Source organism: Chryseobacterium sp. OV279, assembly GCF_900128945.1.
GTDB lineage: Bacteria > Bacteroidota > Bacteroidia > Flavobacteriales > Weeksellaceae > Chryseobacterium.
In genome coordinates, this window is the sequence record NZ_FQUD01000004.1 from 698325 (window position 1) to 717315 (window position 18991).

General features: G+C 37.7%; 16 protein-coding genes. 10 read left to right on the forward strand and 6 right to left on the reverse strand.

Annotated features, from left to right (window positions below; translation table 11 throughout):
• Positions 1-12: 12 nt before the first annotated feature.
• From BUA72_RS20215 to BUA72_RS20225, 3 genes are all read right to left on the reverse strand, one after another.
• Positions 13-483, reverse strand: coding sequence for a YciI family protein (locus BUA72_RS20215; RefSeq protein WP_072924824.1), 471 nt, complete (start codon positions 481-483; stop codon positions 13-15).
• Between the two features lie 56 nt (positions 484-539).
• Complete coding sequence (gene pncB / locus BUA72_RS20220; protein WP_034726026.1) at positions 540-1718, reverse strand: nicotinate phosphoribosyltransferase; 1179 nt, start codon at positions 1716-1718, stop codon at positions 540-542.
• Between the two features lie 93 nt (positions 1719-1811).
• Positions 1812-2288: a Dps family protein gene (locus BUA72_RS20225; RefSeq protein WP_034726023.1), complete on the reverse strand. Its 477-nt coding sequence runs from the start codon at positions 2286-2288 to the stop codon at positions 1812-1814.
• A 121-nt stretch (positions 2289-2409) separates the two neighbouring features.
• Between BUA72_RS20225 and BUA72_RS20230 the strand changes: the two genes are divergently transcribed.
• The 10 genes from BUA72_RS20230 (at position 2410) to BUA72_RS20275 (ending at position 13937) form a co-directional block, all read left to right on the forward strand.
• Positions 2410-3996 carry a hypothetical protein gene (locus BUA72_RS20230; protein WP_072924825.1) on the forward strand — a complete coding sequence of 529 codons (1587 nt, stop codon included), beginning with the start codon at positions 2410-2412 and terminating at the stop codon, positions 3994-3996.
• Positions 3997-4200: 204 nt separating this feature from the next.
• A complete protein-coding gene (gene rpsL / locus BUA72_RS20235; RefSeq protein ID WP_002983146.1) occupies positions 4201-4614 on the forward strand; it encodes a 30S ribosomal protein S12 in 414 nt (137 codons plus the stop codon).
• 23 nt (positions 4615-4637) lie between these two features.
• Positions 4638-5114 (forward strand): 30S ribosomal protein S7, encoded by a 477-nt coding sequence (gene rpsG / locus BUA72_RS20240; protein WP_034726018.1) that lies wholly within the window; start codon positions 4638-4640, stop codon positions 5112-5114.
• 6 nt (positions 5115-5120) lie between these two features.
• Positions 5121-7238 carry an elongation factor G gene (gene fusA, locus BUA72_RS20245; RefSeq protein WP_034726015.1) on the forward strand — a complete coding sequence of 706 codons (2118 nt, stop codon included), beginning with the start codon at positions 5121-5123 and terminating at the stop codon, positions 7236-7238.
• 17 nt (positions 7239-7255) lie between these two features.
• The gene (gene rpsJ / locus BUA72_RS20250; protein WP_002661363.1) at positions 7256-7561 is read left to right on the forward strand and encodes a 30S ribosomal protein S10; all 306 of its coding nucleotides are present in this window, start codon (positions 7256-7258) and stop codon (positions 7559-7561) included.
• A 329-nt stretch (positions 7562-7890) separates the two neighbouring features.
• Entirely contained in the window at positions 7891-10152 is a 2262-nt protein-coding gene (locus BUA72_RS20255; RefSeq protein ID WP_072925079.1) for a TonB-dependent siderophore receptor, read from the forward strand.
• A gap of 18 nt (positions 10153-10170) precedes the next feature.
• Positions 10171-10788 carry a hypothetical protein gene (locus BUA72_RS20260; RefSeq protein WP_072924827.1) on the forward strand — a complete coding sequence of 206 codons (618 nt, stop codon included), beginning with the start codon at positions 10171-10173 and terminating at the stop codon, positions 10786-10788.
• 333 nt (positions 10789-11121) lie between these two features.
• A complete protein-coding gene (locus BUA72_RS20265) occupies positions 11122-12351 on the forward strand; it encodes a PepSY-associated TM helix domain-containing protein (RefSeq protein ID WP_072924828.1) in 1230 nt (409 codons plus the stop codon).
• 180 nt (positions 12352-12531) lie between these two features.
• The gene (locus BUA72_RS20270) at positions 12532-13356 is read left to right on the forward strand and encodes a GLPGLI family protein (protein WP_047454278.1); all 825 of its coding nucleotides are present in this window, start codon (positions 12532-12534) and stop codon (positions 13354-13356) included.
• Between the two features lie 83 nt (positions 13357-13439).
• On the forward strand, positions 13440-13937 hold the full coding sequence (locus BUA72_RS20275; protein WP_072924830.1) for a low affinity iron permease family protein: 498 nt from the start codon (positions 13440-13442) through the stop codon (positions 13935-13937).
• 398 nt (positions 13938-14335) lie between these two features.
• On the opposite strand, the gene BUA72_RS20280 is transcribed toward BUA72_RS20275, so the two are convergent.
• The 3 genes from BUA72_RS20280 to BUA72_RS20290 all read right to left on the reverse strand — a co-directional run bounded on the left by BUA72_RS20280 (position 14336) and on the right by BUA72_RS20290 (position 18546).
• Positions 14336-17068 (reverse strand): hypothetical protein, encoded by a 2733-nt coding sequence (locus BUA72_RS20280; protein WP_072924831.1) that lies wholly within the window; start codon positions 17066-17068, stop codon positions 14336-14338.
• A gap of 90 nt (positions 17069-17158) precedes the next feature.
• Complete coding sequence (locus tag BUA72_RS20285) at positions 17159-18130, reverse strand: hypothetical protein (protein WP_072924833.1); 972 nt, start codon at positions 18128-18130, stop codon at positions 17159-17161.
• A complete protein-coding gene (locus BUA72_RS20290) occupies positions 18127-18546 on the reverse strand; it encodes a hypothetical protein (protein WP_047454286.1) in 420 nt (139 codons plus the stop codon). The genes BUA72_RS20285 and BUA72_RS20290 overlap by 4 nt, the downstream gene beginning before the upstream one ends.
• Positions 18547-18991: the final 445 nt, after the last annotated feature.

Here is an 18991-nt window from a genome sequence, read left to right on the forward strand (position 1 = left end):
TTGTTTTCGTTTTTACGGATTCACCTTAGATATTTCCTCATGATGCTTCAGATACAAAGGCAACGCAGCAGATCCGTACCACGGGAAAATTTCATAACTGAAAACGCCAGCCTGTACAGCGGGATCTGTTTTTACCCATTGCTCCGCTTCTTCTTTAGATTTTGTATTGAAGATAAACATACCGCGGTAGTTTTCTTTGTTCTTCTCTAAAAACGGACCGGCCACCACTATTTTCCCTTCATCAGCCAGCTTTCCGATATTGGTCATATGACCTTTCATCACTTCGCTCATTTTGGCTTTGTCTTCAATTTTTGTACTGCCTGTGGTAAGCATTACAATGGTATAGGCTTTCATTCCATACTGATCTGCACCAAGCGAGGTCGCCAGTTCCTGATTGAATTTTGCTTTTTCTGCTTTCTTTTCCTGAGCAAATGATAAAATGGCCATTAAAAGACTTAGAGATACATAAATTTTTAATTTCATAGCAATGGTTTTATTGTAAGTCTGTTATCTGAAATCTGACGTCTGAAATCTAGAATCTAATCTTTTATTCTCAAAAATTCCTTAGCCAGTTCAATCATTTTTGGATCTCCTGTGTATTTTCCGTGTTCGTCAGAAAGTTTTACGGTTGGAATCCATTCTTTGTTTGGAGCCTGTACGCCAATAAGTTTCATGACGATATTCATAGGTTTCAAACCTACATCGTTGGTCAGATTGGTCCCGATTCCAAAAGAAACGCCGATCTTTCCTCTGCAATAATTGGTAATTTCTTCTACTTTTTCAAGATTCAGAGCATCAGAGAAGATGATGTATTTAAATAAAGGATTGATCCCGTTATTTTTATAATGTGCGATTGTTTTATCTGCAAATTCCAAAGGATCACCGCTGTCATGACGAACGCCGTCAAACAGTTTGGCGAACTTCTTGTCAAACTGCTGGAAGAAAACATCTGTGGTATACGTATCTGAAAGAGCAACCCCAAGATCACCTCTGTAAACATCTACCCAGTGTTCAAGAGCCATTTCATTGGCCATTTTGAATCCGTATTCTGCCGCGTGGAACATAAACCATTCGTGAGCGTGTGTACCGATTGGTTTTACTCCAAATTTCATAGCGAAATGTACATTGGAACTTCCGATAAATGTGGATTCTTTATTTTGCGTTAAAGCTTCCATCACCAGATTCTGTACTTTATAGGAATGTCTTCTTCTGGTCCCGAATTCTGCGAAATTGACTCCAAGTCTTGCCAGTGAATCTGCCTTTTCCAAAGTTCTGTTCATCACAATCTCATTGGAATCTCTTTCCATGTGATTCATTTCGTAGTGCAGTTCACTGATCAAAGCAAGTAAAGGAACTTCCCAAAGGATTGTTCTGTACCAAAGTCCTTCCACCGTTACGGAAAGTTCACTTCCTTCCTGATGAATTTTCACCTCAGACGGATCGTAGTGATAGCCTTCCAGAAAATCCAGGTAGGGCAGGTCTATATAAGGACAGGTTCTTGCCATGAATTTTTTTTCATCCTTGGTCAGCTTCAGTTCTGCCATTTTATTCACTGCTTCTTTCAAAGCTGCTGCAAATCCTTCCGGAAACTGATGCTTCCCTCTGTTGATGAATTCGTATTTTACAATGGAGCTTGGGAATAATTTTACCACCGCATTCTGCATGGTTATTTTATAGAAATCGTTATCCAGGATAGAGTTTAATCGAACGTCGTACATAATATGTGTAATTTTAACGCAAATATAGTCATTTAAAATAAAAACCGCCTAAATGTAAGGCGATTTTTTTATTTATCAGTGGAATTCTGTCTGTTACTTCCCTAAATAAGAATTGTACATCCATACTTCTTTTTCCTGTTCTGTGATGTAGTCGCTCATCTGCGAATTGGTTCCCTCATCTCCCGCTGCATCTGTAATATCAAGAAGCTCTCTCTGTAAATCCAGAACGACTTTAAATGAACTTAAAATGTTCTCTACACTCTTTGTACCGTCGCTTACTTCCTTACTTTCTTTAATGGTAGATACTTTTAGGTAATCTGAATAGTTGTGGGCAGGAGTTGCGCCTAATGTCAGGATTCTTTCTGCGATCTCATCGATCTTTAATACAAGGCTGTTGTACAATTCTTCAAACTTCGGGTGAAGCGTAAAGAACTGATCTCCTTTGATGTTCCAGTGTGAACCTCTTGTGTTCTGGTAGAATATAGAATAATTGGCTAAAAGGGTATTTAATTTTTCTGAAATGTTTTTACAGTCGGCCTCTTTTAAGCCGATAATGCTTGCATTTTTCATACGTTTATTTTTTATACTAACAAATTTAGAAAATATTGTGCCGAAAAGCCTTCAATGTCAATAGAAGATAACTATAAGAAAATTTTTTAAAATAGTTTGGAAGTATTAATATTGCAGTGAAATGAAAAGTTTACTGACAACGGCAGCGGTGTTTTTCGGGATGTGTTTGGTATACATCCTGCTCATGCTTTCTAAAACGGAGAATAATTTCACCTATATATTAGATGATGCCTACATTCATCTGGCAATGGCCAAGAATTTTGCACTTCATGGCGTGTGGGGAGTAACGGAACATTCTTTTTCCTCTTCTTCTTCATCCCCGGTTTTTACTTTTGTTTTAGCAGGACTGATCTATTGTTTTGGAAATTATCAGCTGATTCCTCTGATCTTTAATCTGGGATGTGCTTTTCTGCTCATTTATTTTCTCAACAAATACTATTCGGGGATTTTTAAAGAAACCAGGTCTGTTGTTTTTGCCGGTCTTTTTACGCTTCTTTTTGCTTCTATTCATTTGCTTATTTTTTCGGGAATGGAGCACGTGTTTCAGGTACTGGTAGTAGTCATTAATATATATTGTTTTGAAAAATGGAGGGCTGTTGAGTTTGATAAGTCTCCATATTCAGTTTGGTTTTATGCTACCATTGCGGTGTTGGGGCTGATCAGGTTTGAAAGTATGTTCTATTTCCTCGCCCTTGCGTTTGTCTTTCTTTTGCTGAGAAAAGGGAAGCAGAGTGGCTTAGTACTATTGTCCGGTTTTATACCCCTTCTCATATTTGCCTATTTTACTTATCAGAAAACAGGATATTATTTTCCAAATTCTGTGATTGTGAAAGGCACGAAGTTCGATTTTTCAGGAGATCTTCTTTTGCAGATGAAGAATATCATGTTAAATAAGATCATACTGAAGCCTTACTTTTATATTGCGGGACTGTTTCCGATTTGTATGACTGTTCTTTTGATTTTTAAAGATTATAAAAATAAATTAAGCTTCAGGGAAATCGTTATTCATAACTTTTTACTGATTGTATTGGTCATTAATTTATTTGTTCAGGGAGCTTTTGGACAGTTTACCAATTTTTACCGTTACGAAGCCTATTTGCTCGCAGCTTTTGCTATGGCTATTATCCCTAGATTGAAGAATCTTTTTGTCAATAGAGCTTATTTATTAAAAGAAAACAGAAGTGCTGTACTTCTTGTAGTGCTAACAGGTATGGTGCTGGTTCTCAAAATGAGTCTCGTCAATACGCTGATTTTAACTGGAAGCCGGAATATCTATGAACAGCAGATTCAGTCTGCAGGATTTTTGAAAAAATATTACAACAGTTCCAAAGTGGTGGCGAACGATATTGGTGCTATCTGTTACTTTACAGATATTCATTTGCTGGATACCGCAGGATTAGGCTCGGCGGAGATGGTTCCTTTTAAACTTAAAAAAAATGGGACTGATGCTAAGTTTGAGAAATTTTTAACGCAATACTCTACACAGAATCATTATCAGTTGGCTATTATATATGAAGGCTGGCTGGATGGACGCGTTCCCAAAAACTGGAAAAAGGCTGCAGTACTTGAAATTAAGGATATCAATGCCGTGCTGGGAGATACCAAAGTGACCATTTATTCTATCAATCCTGAGATTCATAATGCTTTGATGCAGAATGTAAAAAACTTTGACTGGAATAAAAATGTAGATGTGAAAATAATTGAATAAGTTTTACAATTATTTAATATAGAGTTGATAACATAAATACCACCTTCCAATTTCACATTTTCTCAATGTATATCGGTGGTCTGTTATTTGGTCGTTCAGGGTCAATGTCTTTTTGATGTAAGTGTTTGATTTTAATTTTTCTATAAGTTTTTGTAGATTGGAAAAATATTCCTATTTTTGCACCCTAAAATAAAAAGCAATTAAATGCCTACTATTCAACAATTAGTAAGAAAAGGAAGAGCCACGCTTGCCAAGAAGAGCAAATCGGCTGCCCTTGATTCTTGTCCACAAAGACGAGGTGTATGTACGAGAGTATATACTACCACTCCTAAGAAACCTAACTCTGCACTTAGAAAAGTTGCAAGGGTAAGACTTTCTAACGGGAAGGAAGTCAACGCCTACATCCCGGGCGAAGGACATAATCTTCAAGAGCACTCGATAGTATTGGTGAGAGGCGGAAGGGTGAAAGACCTACCGGGAGTACGTTACCACATCGTAAGAGGTGCTTTAGACACTGCAGGTGTAAATGGAAGAACACAGAGAAGATCGAAGTATGGAGCTAAGAGACCTAAACCAGGTCAGGCAGCTGCTGCACCAGCAAAAGGAAAGAAAAAATAATCATTAAATAAGGTACAGAAGCAATGAGAAAGACAAAAGCGAAAAAAAGACCGTTGTTACCAGATCCGAAGTTTAATGATCAATTGGTAACTAGATTTGTAAACAACCTAATGCTTGACGGTAAAAAGTCAATCGCATTCAAAATTTTCTATGATGCTTTAGAAATCGTAGAAACTAAAAAAGGAGAAACTGAAAAGACAGCCCTTGAAATCTGGAAAGATGCATTAACTAACGTTATGCCTCACGTAGAAGTACGTTCTAGAAGAGTAGGTGGAGCTAACTTCCAGATTCCTATGCCAATCAGAGCTGATAGAAAAATTTCTATGGCAATGAAATGGTTAATTAGCTATTCTAAGAAAAGAAATGATAAGTCTATGGCTTTGAAATTAGCTAATGAAGTAGTTGCCGCTTCAAGAGAAGAAGGTGCTGCTTACAAGAAAAAATCTGATACTCACAAAATGGCGGAAGCTAACAAAGCTTTCTCACACTTTAAATTCTAATTAGAAATGAGTAGAGATCTTAAATTTACAAGAAATATTGGTATTGCTGCGCACATTGATGCTGGTAAAACTACTACTACGGAAAGAATCTTATTCTATACGGGAGTAAACCACAAAATTGGTGAAGTACACGATGGTGCTTCTACAATGGACTGGATGGAGCAAGAAGCTGAAAGAGGTATTACCATTACTTCTGCAGCGACTACTTGTAACTGGAACTTCCCGACTGACCAAGGTAAAATGTTACCTGAAAGTAAGTCTTACCACTTCAACATCATCGATACACCGGGACACGTTGACTTCACAGTAGAAGTAAACAGATCTTTGAGAGTATTAGATGGATTGGTATTCTTATTCTCTGCAGTAGATGGAGTAGAGCCTCAGTCTGAAACAAACTGGAGACTTGCTGACAACTACAAAGTGGCGAGAATGGGATTCGTAAACAAAATGGACAGACAAGGTGCTGACTTCCTTAACGTGGTAAACCAGGTTAAGACTATGTTAGGATCAAACGCAGTTCCAATCGTTTTACCAATCGGTGCTGAAGAAGATTTCAAAGGTGTAGTAGACTTAATTAAAAACAGAGCTATCGTTTGGGACGAAGCAGGACAAGGAGCTACTTTCGAAGTAGTGCCAATTCCTGAAGACATGAAGGCTGAAGTTCTGGAATACAGAGAGAAATTAGTTGAGGCTGTTGCTGATTATGATGATACTTTGATGGAGAAATTCTTCGAAGATCCGGATTCAATTTCAGAAGACGAAATCAACGAAGCTCTTAGAAAAGCTACTATCGATTTATCTATTATCCCAATGACTTGTGGTTCTTCATTCAAGAATAAAGGAGTACAGTTTATGTTGGATGCGGTATGTAAATACCTTCCTTCTCCATTGGATAAAGATGATATCAAAGGTACTGACCCAAGAACAGATCTTGATATTACAAGAAAACCATCTGTAGACGAGCCTTTCGCAGCTTTAGCATTTAAGATTGCTACTGACCCGTTCGTGGGAAGATTAGCATTCTTCAGAGCATACTCTGGAAGACTTGATGCAGGTTCTTATATCTTGAACACCCGTTCAGGAGATAAAGAAAGAATCTCTAGAATCTATCAGATGCACGCTAACAAGCAAAATCCTGTAGAATATATTGAAGCAGGAGATATTGGTGCAGCTGTAGGTTTTAAATCTATCAAAACTGGTGATACAATGTGTGACGAGAAAAACCCAATCGTTCTTGAATCGATGGTTTTCCCTGATCCGGTAATTGGTATCGCTGTTGAGCCTAAAACTAAGGCAGACCAGGATAAAATGGGTAACGCTCTAGCTAAACTAGCTGAAGAAGATCCTACTTTCCAGGTTAAAACTGACGAAGCTTCTGGTCAAACGATTATCTCAGGAATGGGTGAACTTCACCTTGACATTCTTGTAGACCGTATGAGAAGAGAATTCAAAGTAGAAGTTAACCAAGGTCAACCTCAGGTAGAATACAAAGAAAATCTTACAAGAGTTGCTCAGCACAGAGAAGTTTACAAAAAACAATCTGGGGGTAAAGGTAAATTTGCTGATATTGTATTTGAACTAGGACCAGCTGACGAAGGTAAAATAGGTCTTGAATTTATTAATGAGATCAAAGGTGGTAACGTTCCTAGAGAATTTGTTCCTGCTATTGAAAAAGGCTTTAAAGCTGCAATGAAAAACGGTCCTTTGGCTGGTTTCGAAGTTGAAGGTATTAAAGTTATTCTTAAAGACGGATCTTTCCACGCAGTGGATTCTGATGCACTTTCTTTCGAAATGGCAGCTAAATTAGGATTTAAAGAAGCGGGACGTGCTGCTAAGCCAGTAATTATGGAGCCTATTATGAAACTGGAAGTTGTAACTCCGGAAGAATACATGGGTAACATCATTGGTGACCTTAACAAGAGAAGAGGTACGATCAGTGGTCAGGAAGAGAAAAACGGAGCTGTTGTAATCAAAGGTTCTGTTCCACTTTCTGAAATGTTTGGATATGTAACTACTCTAAGAACACTTTCATCAGGAAGAGCTACTTCTTCTATGGAATTAGAGAAGTACCAAGCAACTCCTCAAAACGTTGCTGAAGATATCATTGCTAAAGCAAAAGGTTAATTTTTTAAATTAAAGAAATGTCACAAAGAATCAGAATAAAACTAAAATCTTACGATTACAACTTGGTAGACAAGTCTGCTGAGAAAATCGTAAAAACGGTAAAGGCTACTGGTGCTGTTGTAAACGGACCAATTCCATTACCTACCAATAAGAGAATCTTCACTGTGTTGAGATCTCCACACGTAAACAAGAAAGCTAGAGAGCAGTTTCAATTATCAGCTCACAAGAGATTGATGGATATCTACTCTTCTTCTTCTAAAACTGTTGATGCTCTAATGAAGTTAGAGTTACCAAGCGGTGTAGACGTTGAAATTAAAGTGTGATAACTGCATACTTTGCAATATAAAAGAATCCGTTCCTTTTTAGGGACGGATTTTTTTTTGTTTAAACAATTAGCTCTTATTAAGAAATTCACCACTCACTTGCGAAGCAAAATTCACCATTCCCATTTCTTACCATTTCAACCTTTGTACCCATAAGTCCACTTTTGCCCGGTACCTTTAATGATGCTCTGGTATCGTTAAAGGATCTCTACCACATCTACAGACTCATTTATAATCTGATAATGATTAGTCATATCGACGTGAGATATGTCACCTGTGTTTATTTATTTAGAATCATTAAAAATAATAATTTTGCAAAAAATTATCAGATGAATAAAGTAGTATCCTTTTCTCTGCTTGTATTAGGTGGGGTTTTTGTAAACGCACAGCAAGTGAATGATTCTATTAAAAAATCAAAAGAGATTGATGAAGTAGAATTATTTGGTGAAAAAAAGAAACAGCCGGTAGGGCTTGAAGCCATTACCAGACTTCCTTTGAAAACCAGAGACCAGATCCAGAGTATTTCCGTGATCTCTCACAAAGCTATTGAAGAGCTGGGAGGTCTTACCGTAACTGATGTTGCCAAAAATGTACCGGGCGTGACTTTGTTTTCCAGCTATGGCGGGGGAAGCGAAAGTATGTCTATCAGAGGGTATCGTGGAGTACCTGTACTGAAAAACGGGGTTCAGATGGATTCGGATTTCCGTACCGCAGGAATGATAACAGATATGCAGGGAGTTGAGAGTATTCAGGTGATTAAAGGATCTGCCGCTGTAAGCCAGGGAATCGGAAACGGTTTGGGTTCTGCAGGAGGAGTTATTAATGTGGTGACGAAAAGACCTCAGTTTATTAATCTGACCAATGTAGGATTCCGTTATGGAAGCTGGGACTTTTACAGACCAACAGTGGATTTTCAGAGAGTTTTGGATTCTCAGGGTAAAGTAGCGGTAAGATTCAACGGTGCCTATCAGAAAAATAATTCATTCAGGAGCCATGTAGAAGGCGAGAGAATTTATATAAATCCATCTGTAACTTATCGTCCGGATGATAAAACTGAAATCAATGTAGAGATGGATTATCTTCATGATAACCGTACTCCCGACAGAGGAACCATTAATACAGCGACTGGTGATGTGGAAGCATTGTACCATATGCCAAAAGGTAAGTTTTTAGGATATGCATCGGATTATTCAAAAACAGAGACCTTTAACTTTGCCACCACAGTAGTGCGTAAGCTTAATGATAAATTAAAGGTAAGAGCTGCTTTTATCAATTCTAATAGCAATTCAGACAGCGAAGCATCATCAATATCATTACCAACCGGGGAGACTAATTATAATATAAGACAACATACTATTGGAAAATCTCAGGGGGAAGATATTAATAAAGTTTTGCAGGTAGACTTTATTGGTGAGCAGATCAAAACAGGTTTCATTAATCATACTTTCCAGGTTGGATTTGACTGGAGAGAAACAGAAACCTCTACTGTAACTTATGAAGCCTATAAAAATTCCATTGCTCCTGAAAATTTAATTACTGCACGTCCAACCAAAATAGGAGGTGTAACATATGGTGCCAATCCTCTGGATATTTTTGATGTTGTCAATGGAACAATACCCAACCAAATTCCTACTAATGTTATTTATAAAAACCTGGGAAGATCGAATCCTATCCTGACTCCAAGCATTGGTGCTATGGCACAGGATGTAATGTCAATAGGGAAATATGTGAAAGCCCATTTGGGATTAAGATACAGCAGGCTGAACGGATCTGCTAATGCAACTGTGGATACTTGGAACCCATCTTTTGGATTAATTGTTTCACCAATCCAGAATATCAATGTTTTTGGTTCATATACTACGACTACCTCTTTAAGAGCCTCCAATAATACTCTTCAGGCAGGTGGATTGGTAGGAGCATCACATACAAAGCAATGGGAAGCCGGTATTAAATCTGACTGGTTTAATGAACGTTTAAGATTCAATGTTACATTATTTGATATTAATACGGATAACCTTTCATTCCAGATTCTGGATAAAAACTATCAGCCTATAAAAGATAATCAGAATAATATTCTTTACGGACTTGCCGGTAATCTGAAAAGAAAAGGGATGGAAGTAGAGCTTATCGGAAGAATTCTGCCTAACCTTCAGATCATGTCCGGATGGGCGTATCTGGATGCTCAATATCAGGACAGTCCTGCTTATATCAACGGTTCTGCTCCAATGAATGCTCCTAAGCATACCGCCAACGGATGGTTGAATTACAAATTTATTACAGGTGCCTTAACAGGTCTTGATGTAGGAGCCGGAATCTATTATGTAGGAAAAAGACCAGTTGATGAATGGACTCAGAAAACATTTACTGCCGGTCACCTCAATAGCGTAGAGGCAGGTAAAAAACCTTTTGATATGCCGGAATATACTACCGTAGATGCTCAGGTAGGATATACGCTTAAAAACGGTATGGGATTAAGAGTGTTTATGAATAACATCTTTGATTCTGTAGGCTACAGTTCTTACTTCAGAGGAGGCTATATCGATCAGATTCAACCGAGAAACTTTGCCGTACAGGTAAACTATAAATTCTAATCAGCAAAATTATTCATTATGAAAAGCGTAAAAACATTATTCTTAGCCTTTGCTCTGGCTGCAGTATCTGTTGCATGTTCAGGAGACAAAAAGAAAGGAATTGACTATAATCAGTTCAAAACTGAAGTACAGCTTACTCCGGATCAGGTGAAAAGCTTTGACGAAATTACTAAGAAATACCAGGACCTTCAGGAACAGAATTTTCAGGCTGCAAAAGCACAGGGAGGAAATATGGACCGCGTAGCATTGGGAATCAAAAACGAAGAACTGAGAGCACAGCAGTCTGTTGAAATGACAAAAGTACTTGATGCTACCCAGATGGAAAAGTTCAACAAATTCGTAGATGAAAATTCGAGAAAAAGACCTAGATATGACAATGCACTTCTTGAAAGAATCAAAACGGAAGGTCAGCTTTCAGAAGATGAATTCAAAGTAGTGAATGCAGCCAACGATGCATTTGAAAAAGCATTTAACGATGCGCACGATGTCTACCACGGAAATAATGATCTTGCTAAAGAATACTGGGAGAAATTTGATGCCCAGAGAAAAGCAGCCATCAAGTCCGCTCTTACCCCGGAACACTATACGAAATTCGAAGAAATCGTAAAAGATATTAAGTTCAAGGGAAGAAAATAATTAAGCTTCCTTCTAAACTAAGAAACATTCATATCAAATTTTAATTAGAAAACATTAAGGCAGTACTCCTGTCTTAATGTTTTTGCTGTTAAAGGGAATGTCATTGGAAACTGAAAGGGGAATAGTGAATTTTGCTTCGCAAGTGAATGGTGAATAATTGATTGGAGATTCAAGAGCCAAGAACCAAGATGCTAGATTTCAGATTTCAGACATGAGATTTTTTTATAATCAATTTTGCAAACCATACAACCAGCAACCAGCAACTAACAACTAGCAACCAAACTCTCCCTTGACTCTCAAACCCTCAAACCCGAAACCCGTACACCAAACTCAATGAAATCATTATTTAAAAGCCTTTACCGAAAAAGAAGAAAAAATGAATCCCTCATCAAATACCTGATGTGGATCATTCACCTTTGGCTGGGGCTTCTGTCGAGTCTTGTTGTGTTTGTGATGTGTCTTACCGGAAGTTTGTACGCCTTCAAAAATCAGATCATAGACCTTTACAATAAAGACCTGGTTTATATTACTGCAGGTTCGCAGGTTTCCCATACGCCGGATCAGATACAGATCGGATTGCTGAAAACCGGAAAAGAGCTTACCGGGCTTCTCATTCCGGACGGTAAAAACAGAAGCTATGTCGTTTCTTACCGCGAAAACCAGCTGGATAAAAGTTCGTACTACAATCAATATACGGGTCAGATTTTGGGACAGGCTGATACAGGAGCCAATCGCTTTTTTGAAGTTGTTCTCGATATTCACAGAAACCTGATGATGGGAAATGCCGGACGGCAGATTGTTGGTGCATCTGTTCTGATATTTTGTCTGTTGTTAATTTCCGGATTGATTTTATGGCTGCCCAAAAAACTGAAGTTCCTGAAGCAGGGACTCTCCGTAAAATTCAAAGCAAAGTTCCAGCGTGTGAATTACGACCTGCATAATACATTGGGCTTTTATACCTTTTTCATGCTTTTCTTCATTGCTGTTACAGGATTATATGTCACGTATCCTTGGGTGAAAAACGGTCTTATCGTAAGCTTAGGCGGCTCCTCAATTGATCGTATTGCTGAAGAGAAAAGCGGTGATGATCCTTTCGGAGGTCTTCTTAAAGATATGCTGGAGAAACAGGACGAAAAGAAGAACCTTAAAAATACAGCTTCAGCATCTATAGACAAGATCCTTGAGCTATCCAACAAGCAGCTTCCCTATACAGCGGTGACCAGCATTGAACTTCCCAACAAAGAAAATCCACGATACGTTGTCATCAAGACCAATACCCAAAATTTTCTGGGTATGATGTTTCCGGATGAAATCACTTTTGATAAAACCGGAGTCTTTAAAACCAAAGAATTATTTTCAGATAAACCATTGAATAAACAATTTACTGCTTTAGCCAAACCGCTCCACACAGGAGAAATCATGGGACTGCCAAGTATCATTCTCTATTTCATCGTTTCAATGATTGGATGCTCTTTGCCCGTGACCGGATTCCTGATCTGGTGGCACAGGTTTAAGAAGGGAGGTGGAAAGACGGGAGCTGGAAGTTCATCAAAATCAAAGTAAAATTTTAGCTGAGCTGGGGATAAAATATTTCTGTTTTAAATTATTTAATGATCATTATTATACAATCCCTTTTCAAAGAAAAGAGGGATTTTTTGTACTTATTTTGAGAATTTTAAAATTAACATTATTAGGTATTGCAAGGTTCTAATTTAATTGTATATTTGAAATAAAAAAAACACTATGAAAAGAATCCTGTTAATAATGTTGTTTATCAATGTGTGTGTCATTGCGCAGACTCAAAGATTTATTTATGAAATGCAATTTAAGATGGACAGTGCAAAAGAAGGACATGAAAAAATCAACTTCGCATTAGACATCAATCCAAAAGATGTAAAGTTCTATGAGTACGATTATCTTAAGGCAGACTCTATTAATAAAGTAAATGGAAATTATGCACATCATTACGGAGGCTGGTTTCCATCAGTAAAAAGAGACAGAAACTCCTTTAAGAATCAAAATTATGAGCTCATAGGGCACGATATGTTTTCCTTTCCATCTGAAGATAAGATAAGCTGGAATTTAACCAAAGAAACGAAGACATTCGGTGAATATACATTGCAAAAAGCGACTACGAATTTCGGAGGCAGAATCTGGACGGCATGGTTCAATAAAGAAGTAAATATTTCAGAAGGTCCATATAAATTCCGAGGACTTCCGGGCTTGATTTTTCAGCTGGAAGATTCGAAGTCAAATTATATTTTTACACTGGTTAAAAACAGCAATTTAAAAGAAACGTACAATACGGTTGGTTTTCTTGAAACATTTTACGGAACAAAACCATTGGAAATATCAGAGAAGATAAGAATCAGAAAAAAGCAGGAATTCTATGATGATCCGTTGCAGGATATGCGAAATGAATATAAGGATAATATGAAGGGAGAAATGAATGTAATGGGAACTAAGATTACAAGCAAAGAACAATTCAACGAGCTCAATAAAAAAGTTCAGGAAATGTTGAGGAAAACCAATAATCCAATTGAACTTAATAAGGCTATGAAATATTAATCATAATTACCTGTAAACGAACCTCAAAACTCTGCCACTTCGGCGGAGTTTTTGATAGTTAAGAATTGATTAAAACTAATAATATGGCTAATAAAGATAAAAGTATTTTTGAAAAATTTTCAGACTGGGTAACCAAATTTACGGGCAGTTCTTACGCATTTCTCGGTGCAACAGCTATCGTTGTGGCTTGGGCGTTTTCAGGACCTGTTTTTCACTATTCCGAAACGTGGCAGCTCGTGATCAATACAGGAACTACGATTATTACTTTTCTGATGGTTTTTTTAATTCAGAAAGCACAGAACAAAGACTCCAAAGCGATACAGATCAAACTGAACGAACTTCTCGCTGCCAATGAAAAAGCAAGCAACAGAATTGTTGATATAGAAGACCTGACCGAAAAAGAACTGGATCAGCTTCACTGCTATTACGAAAAATTGGCAGATTTTGCAGAAGAAGATAATGATATTCATACCTCTCATTCTATTGATGCTGCTAAAAGAAATCAGAATTATAAACACGATGTTTTTAAAAGAAAACACGAAGAATGGTTGCAGAAACAGGAACAAAAAAAGGGATCGTAATGATCCCTTTTTTATAATGATTTCAAGATGTTTAAAGTATCAATCTTAGTATCTCTTATTTCGTAGTTCAAGCAGGAAACGACCCTTAGATTCATATACTGGATCAATTTCAAAACTTGGAGAACAGATAAGTTTTTTTTGACGCAAAGAAATTGATTATCCTATTTATAAAGGGAAGCAAAGGGGGAATCAATTTCATTGATTCGATTAAGCAGATGTTTTATACCGATCGCTTCTTCAGTGACGCAGTCACAGTCTTTGCCTTCCTCAAAAACTAAACGTTAGCAAGATGAAACTTTGCGTTAAAAATCATCATTCGCTCAAACTCGTATCCCATAACTTTCGATACCTAAATCTTAATTTTCTTATCCCAAACTCAGATTAATAAGTGTTGAAAATTATTTTCTCAGGAAATACCCGAAATAACTGCAGCTTCCTGACAGTCCTTTCAATGTTTCCGTATCCGCATACTGGGATTTCAGCTGGGCAAAATACGTTCTGTATTTCTCATTTCTGATATTGTCCAGTTCAGTCTGATGAGCCTGTTCCTTTTCAGAATATTTAGGATCTGAATAGTCAATAGTCTTTACATTTTTCGCTTCATACTGATAATACTTTCCTTGCTCTGCACTGGCCATCTGGAAGAGAACTCTTGCTCTCTGTTCCTTGTCTTTGGACAGTTTCAGAGTCTTTTGATAATAATTAATCGCCAGGTCGAAGTTATCCGGTTCGATATAAGTAGTATAAAGGAAATTCTTATAATAATACCTGTAAGGATTCTTTCTGTCCGTGTTCCAGAAGTCATATTTTCCACCATTGCTGTTGTCAATGTCCATCACGAACAGTTGACGGTAATAGCCTAAGCTTGAAGTATTGTACATTAAGTTTCCGATAAGCTGGCTGGCTGTAGCTGCCTTTTCATCCGTTCCGGCGCTGATCTTTTTAAGCTGGATCAATGCATCTGCCAGTTCCAGTTTATTCATGCTGTTTTTAATGAAAGGGAACGCAGTATAATCTTCAGCTTCCATACTTTCGGTTTCTGCACTTCCGAAACTTTCCCATACATTGTGTCCGAAGACCAGATTCGAAATATCTCTGAATCCGTTGTATTCACCGGCTGCATATTGTTTCGCAGTGATCTTTTCACCTTTATCGGTCCAGTCATAATTCATTCTTGGAATTCCTGCAAAGCCCTGAGCTTTCTCATAATATGATTTGGCCTTTTCAAAATCGGCCTGCTTCATGGCTCTGTCTCCGTAGATCATGCTGAAGAACGCATCAATATTTCCGACGTTGTCCATGTTTTTGGCGATAATCTGCTGTTCAAACTGGGTCTTATTCGGTTTCTTATAAAAGTCTTCAACGCTTTTCACCAAGCTTGAATTCGGGTTGTACTGAAGATCAGAAAGTTTATTGTTCATTAAGAACGATTTTCCATCTTCACCCTGTAAGAAGTAACGGTTGGCAAGAACATCTTTAAGGAAGTCTGCTGTAGAAGGAGTTTCACCGTAATAGTCATAATCTGCAACGGCTGCCGTATCTTTCTTCACTTCTTTTTTTACGAAATAATCGGCGTAGTCTTTCATCAGATGATCTTCGAATTCAGCATCAACTCTGGGATGAGAAACGATATCATTCAGAACTTTCATTCTTTTTATTTCTTCCAGATATTCCGGGTTGGTTGTTTTGATATCTTCCAGAATTTCGGAACTTGCTTTATAGTCTTTTTTCAAAAACTTAAGATAAGCATCGGCGATCTGCCAGTATTCATCCTTAGAGACCTTCTTCGTTTTCTCCGTGAATTTCTCCAGGTTGTCCAGATAGTCTTTCGTTTTTTCATCGTACCCGTAACCGGATTTGGTGTAGAACGGAATTCTGTCCGGGTTGTTCAATAGCTCATCATCACTCTTATCATTTTTGCCACCATCCGCACTGTCAGATTTTGAACCTCCGAAAAGATTTTTGAAAAACCTTACAATCTTCTGCCAGAACGAAAGCTTCTCTTCTTTTTTTACCTCTGCAGCTGCCGGTTCAGATTTTGTATCGGTTGAAGCTTTACTATGATCATCCGCATTGCCTCTCTGCATATACACATTGTCTGAAGCATCGGAATTATAGTAGTAGATCGGCAGATAACTTCTTTCCAATTCATTGATGCTTCTTACGGCCATTACTTTCAGAATCTCAGAATCCGGATTGATGTCGTACATCTTTTCCATGATGGGAATAGGATCTGTGAAACCTTCGTAGCCCAACAGGAAGTAAGCCATGTTTTTTTCATCGCTGGTACCCGCTCTTTTCATGATATTACTGAAAGAAGCCGTATCCGAAAGTTTCATGGAAACGAAAGCAGATTCCTTACGGTCTTTACTGTTCATAAAAACCTGAAAGAAATTCCAGTTTGCATCACTGTTCATTTCCTTTCCTCTCTGAGCACCGGCAAGCTGATCAAGCGCCATGAAATACACGGCACCTTTCTGCTTGATTGGTTCAATATACGTTTTGAAAGCTTCCAGTGCGGCATCATAATTTCTCGTATAATGATTGAAACGCACCAGCTGATATCCGTAACGCTGCTTGATTTCCGGATTTCTTGTGGCATTGTATAGAGAAGTCAGTGCATTGACTGTTTTTGCATAATCAACCGAAGTGGCATTGAGGTTTTTTGAAGGACCATTGTTGTAAAAAGCATCCGGGCTTTCCACATAATTGATGCTCATGTAAGGCTCCAGATATTTCGCTTCAATTAAATAATCGATGCCTTCCTTGTACTTTTGGTAGAATCCTGTTCCCAGTTTCTGCAAAAGAGGGTTACTCGGTGTTCCGTTTTTCAAAGCATTCAAATCTGCCATGCTTATTTTGTACACCAGATTCTCTGTTTCCGCATAGTTGAGCTGGTTGTTGAAGAATTTCTTCCAAGTCTCAATATTGTCGTCAGGAATCGTCATGTTCTTATAATCACCGTAGAACCTGTTGGAATAGGTAAGCAGGAAAGGAAGGTAAGACTTATCCTTGATGATGCTTTGGGTAAACAGGTTGAAGTATTCATAATCGGGGTCTGACCACGCGCAGGCGTCAGATTTAGTATAAAACAGCGACAGAACCGCCAGTGAAAGAATATACTTTTTCATATAGTTGAGGGTGTTTTTATTTTTATAATTAAATGTGATCAGCAGTATTTAAAAACTGCTTAAAGTGCTCGATCTGCGGGAGATAAAATTTTAAAAATCCCGGTTACTTACAAATTTACTATCTAATTGATAATAAATTACATTAAAATCAGTTATTTTTTTCTCCAGAAAACGGGTGACGTCTTCCAGCTGTTCATCAGAGATTTCCTCCACCTTTATCCTGAAGCCTTTGCTCAGAAAACTTCCGAAATAGAAACCGTCTTTCATAATTTCAACCTCATGATCGGATATCTTTTTGAATCCTGGGTTTTCAAGATCTTTTTTGGACAAGGCATTGATTAATTTATGCTTTTCAAGATGATTGGTAACAATTCCCCAGGAGTAGATCGGCAGTGCGACTTCTATTTTCTTTACAGGATAATCTTCCAGTTTGGAAAGGTAGCTTTTTAAAATCGTCACATCCAGAATAGAATTCTTGTTGGAATTTTCCAATGGTGAGGAAGTAGAGTAGCACATGAGGTAGACTTTTTCTACAGGCGGAACTCCGGTCTGGTTTTTATCTTTAACCTGATGAAGGCGTAAAGTACAGGTGATCTCCTTTCCGGAAACCTTTTTCAGTTCTTTCAGGAATTTAAAATAATCATTTCTGGTTCCGGCCGTCCAATCGCAGTCAATCTGAATTTCATTATTGATCTTTAAACCATATTCTTTGGATTTCTTCTGAACCAGATCGTTGATGTTTTTGGCCAGAAACCTAACCTCTTCCGCAGAGATACGGTACATCGACTGATTGGTAATAAATACAGTGGGAACAATCTGTTTATCCGTCTGGAAACTTTTGTCTTTCGTAATTACAGCAACCGGCTGAAACTGTCCGCCGATTTTATCTATATCGAAAAATCTAGTGTACACATAAGGAACCGAAGCCTTGTCCAATGCTCTTTTCTCTTCCTCATCCAGCTTAAGCTGAGTTTTCCAGTAATAAAAAGTATAAGGATGATTCTTCTTCCCGCCGCATGAAACAGCGAGAAGAAGGATCAACAGGAATTTTAATGCTTTCATTTCTTGTACAGTTTGCTTTCGCAGGTACAGATGTCGTTGGAAGCACTTTCCATGGAAGAGCAGCAGTCTTCTGATTTCTGGATGTTTCCTTCTTTATCGGTAAGGTAGATATTGTCTTTGTCAAATTTCACATAGAAGTTTTCTCCATACTTTTTAAAAACCACTTTCATGACTTTTGGGTTGTATTTTCCGGCATTCATTTCTTCGGTAGTTTCGGTTCCATCGGCCTGATTCACCTGAACAAATCCGAAATAGACATCGCCGTTTTTCTTCACATCCAGATAATAGGACGGTGTTCCCGATCCACTGAATCCTTCAATGATGTTAAAACTTCTGTGACCGACAAATGGTGCTTTTGTCTGGGCAAAAGATAAAATGCTGATGCATAAGATCACTAAGCTGAAAATCTTTTTCATATATTTTTTTTCAAAAGTAAAAATATTTAAGCAAAAATGAAACCGTAAAAACCCGGTGATTGGCTGTTGGAGGTTATTGTAGCGTTTTTTTTTAACCACAAAAGTCGCAAAAGCTTTTAAACACTTTAGTTATTTTAAAGTTACATAAATTGTATACTTAAGTTTTATGAAAATCAAAGATTTTTTGTATAAAGAATGTTGGCGACATTGGATTAACGCAATGGCGCAAGGTCTTATTTAAATATGTTTTACGGCGCAAGAAAATCAAAGATTTTCAGCAAGGTTGGTGATGAGCTGACTTCGTTGCTGTACTTCTTGCAATGACAGCGGTATTCAATTTTATCGAAGATAAAATCATTGCGCCTTAAAACATTCGAATTATAAAAAAACTTCTTACGTGCTAAAATGGACGAAAAGCTTTTGTGACTTTTGTGGTTGAATTTTT

What these genes read in the sequence shown, in the direction of transcription:
- BUA72_RS20255 (WP_072925079.1), top strand. Translation starts at nt 7,891, where the DNA reads ATGAATAAAGTAGTATCCTTTTCTCTGCTTGTATTAGGTGGGGTTTTT.
- BUA72_RS20275 (WP_072924830.1), top strand. Translation starts at nt 13,440, where the DNA reads ATGGCTAATAAAGATAAAAGTATTTTTGAAAAATTTTCAGACTGGGTA.
- rpsL (WP_002983146.1), top strand. Translation starts at nt 4,201, where the DNA reads ATGCCTACTATTCAACAATTAGTAAGAAAAGGAAGAGCCACGCTTGCC.
- rpsG (WP_034726018.1), top strand. Translation starts at nt 4,638, where the DNA reads ATGAGAAAGACAAAAGCGAAAAAAAGACCGTTGTTACCAGATCCGAAG.
- BUA72_RS20270 (WP_047454278.1), top strand. Translation starts at nt 12,532, where the DNA reads ATGAAAAGAATCCTGTTAATAATGTTGTTTATCAATGTGTGTGTCATT.
- rpsJ (WP_002661363.1), top strand. Translation starts at nt 7,256, where the DNA reads ATGTCACAAAGAATCAGAATAAAACTAAAATCTTACGATTACAACTTG.
- BUA72_RS20280 (WP_072924831.1), bottom strand. Translation starts at nt 17,068, where the DNA reads ATGAAAAAGTATATTCTTTCACTGGCGGTTCTGTCGCTGTTTTATACT.
- BUA72_RS20290 (WP_047454286.1), bottom strand. Translation starts at nt 18,546, where the DNA reads ATGAAAAAGATTTTCAGCTTAGTGATCTTATGCATCAGCATTTTATCT.
- BUA72_RS20215 (WP_072924824.1), bottom strand. Translation starts at nt 483, where the DNA reads ATGAAATTAAAAATTTATGTATCTCTAAGTCTTTTAATGGCCATTTTA.
- BUA72_RS20265 (WP_072924828.1), top strand. Translation starts at nt 11,122, where the DNA reads ATGAAATCATTATTTAAAAGCCTTTACCGAAAAAGAAGAAAAAATGAA.
- BUA72_RS20230 (WP_072924825.1), top strand. Translation starts at nt 2,410, where the DNA reads ATGAAAAGTTTACTGACAACGGCAGCGGTGTTTTTCGGGATGTGTTTG.
- BUA72_RS20260 (WP_072924827.1), top strand. Translation starts at nt 10,171, where the DNA reads ATGAAAAGCGTAAAAACATTATTCTTAGCCTTTGCTCTGGCTGCAGTA.
- BUA72_RS20285 (WP_072924833.1), bottom strand. Translation starts at nt 18,130, where the DNA reads ATGAAAGCATTAAAATTCCTGTTGATCCTTCTTCTCGCTGTTTCATGC.
- pncB (WP_034726026.1), bottom strand. Translation starts at nt 1,718, where the DNA reads ATGTACGACGTTCGATTAAACTCTATCCTGGATAACGATTTCTATAAA.
- BUA72_RS20225 (WP_034726023.1), bottom strand. Translation starts at nt 2,288, where the DNA reads ATGAAAAATGCAAGCATTATCGGCTTAAAAGAGGCCGACTGTAAAAAC.
- fusA (WP_034726015.1), top strand. Translation starts at nt 5,121, where the DNA reads ATGAGTAGAGATCTTAAATTTACAAGAAATATTGGTATTGCTGCGCAC.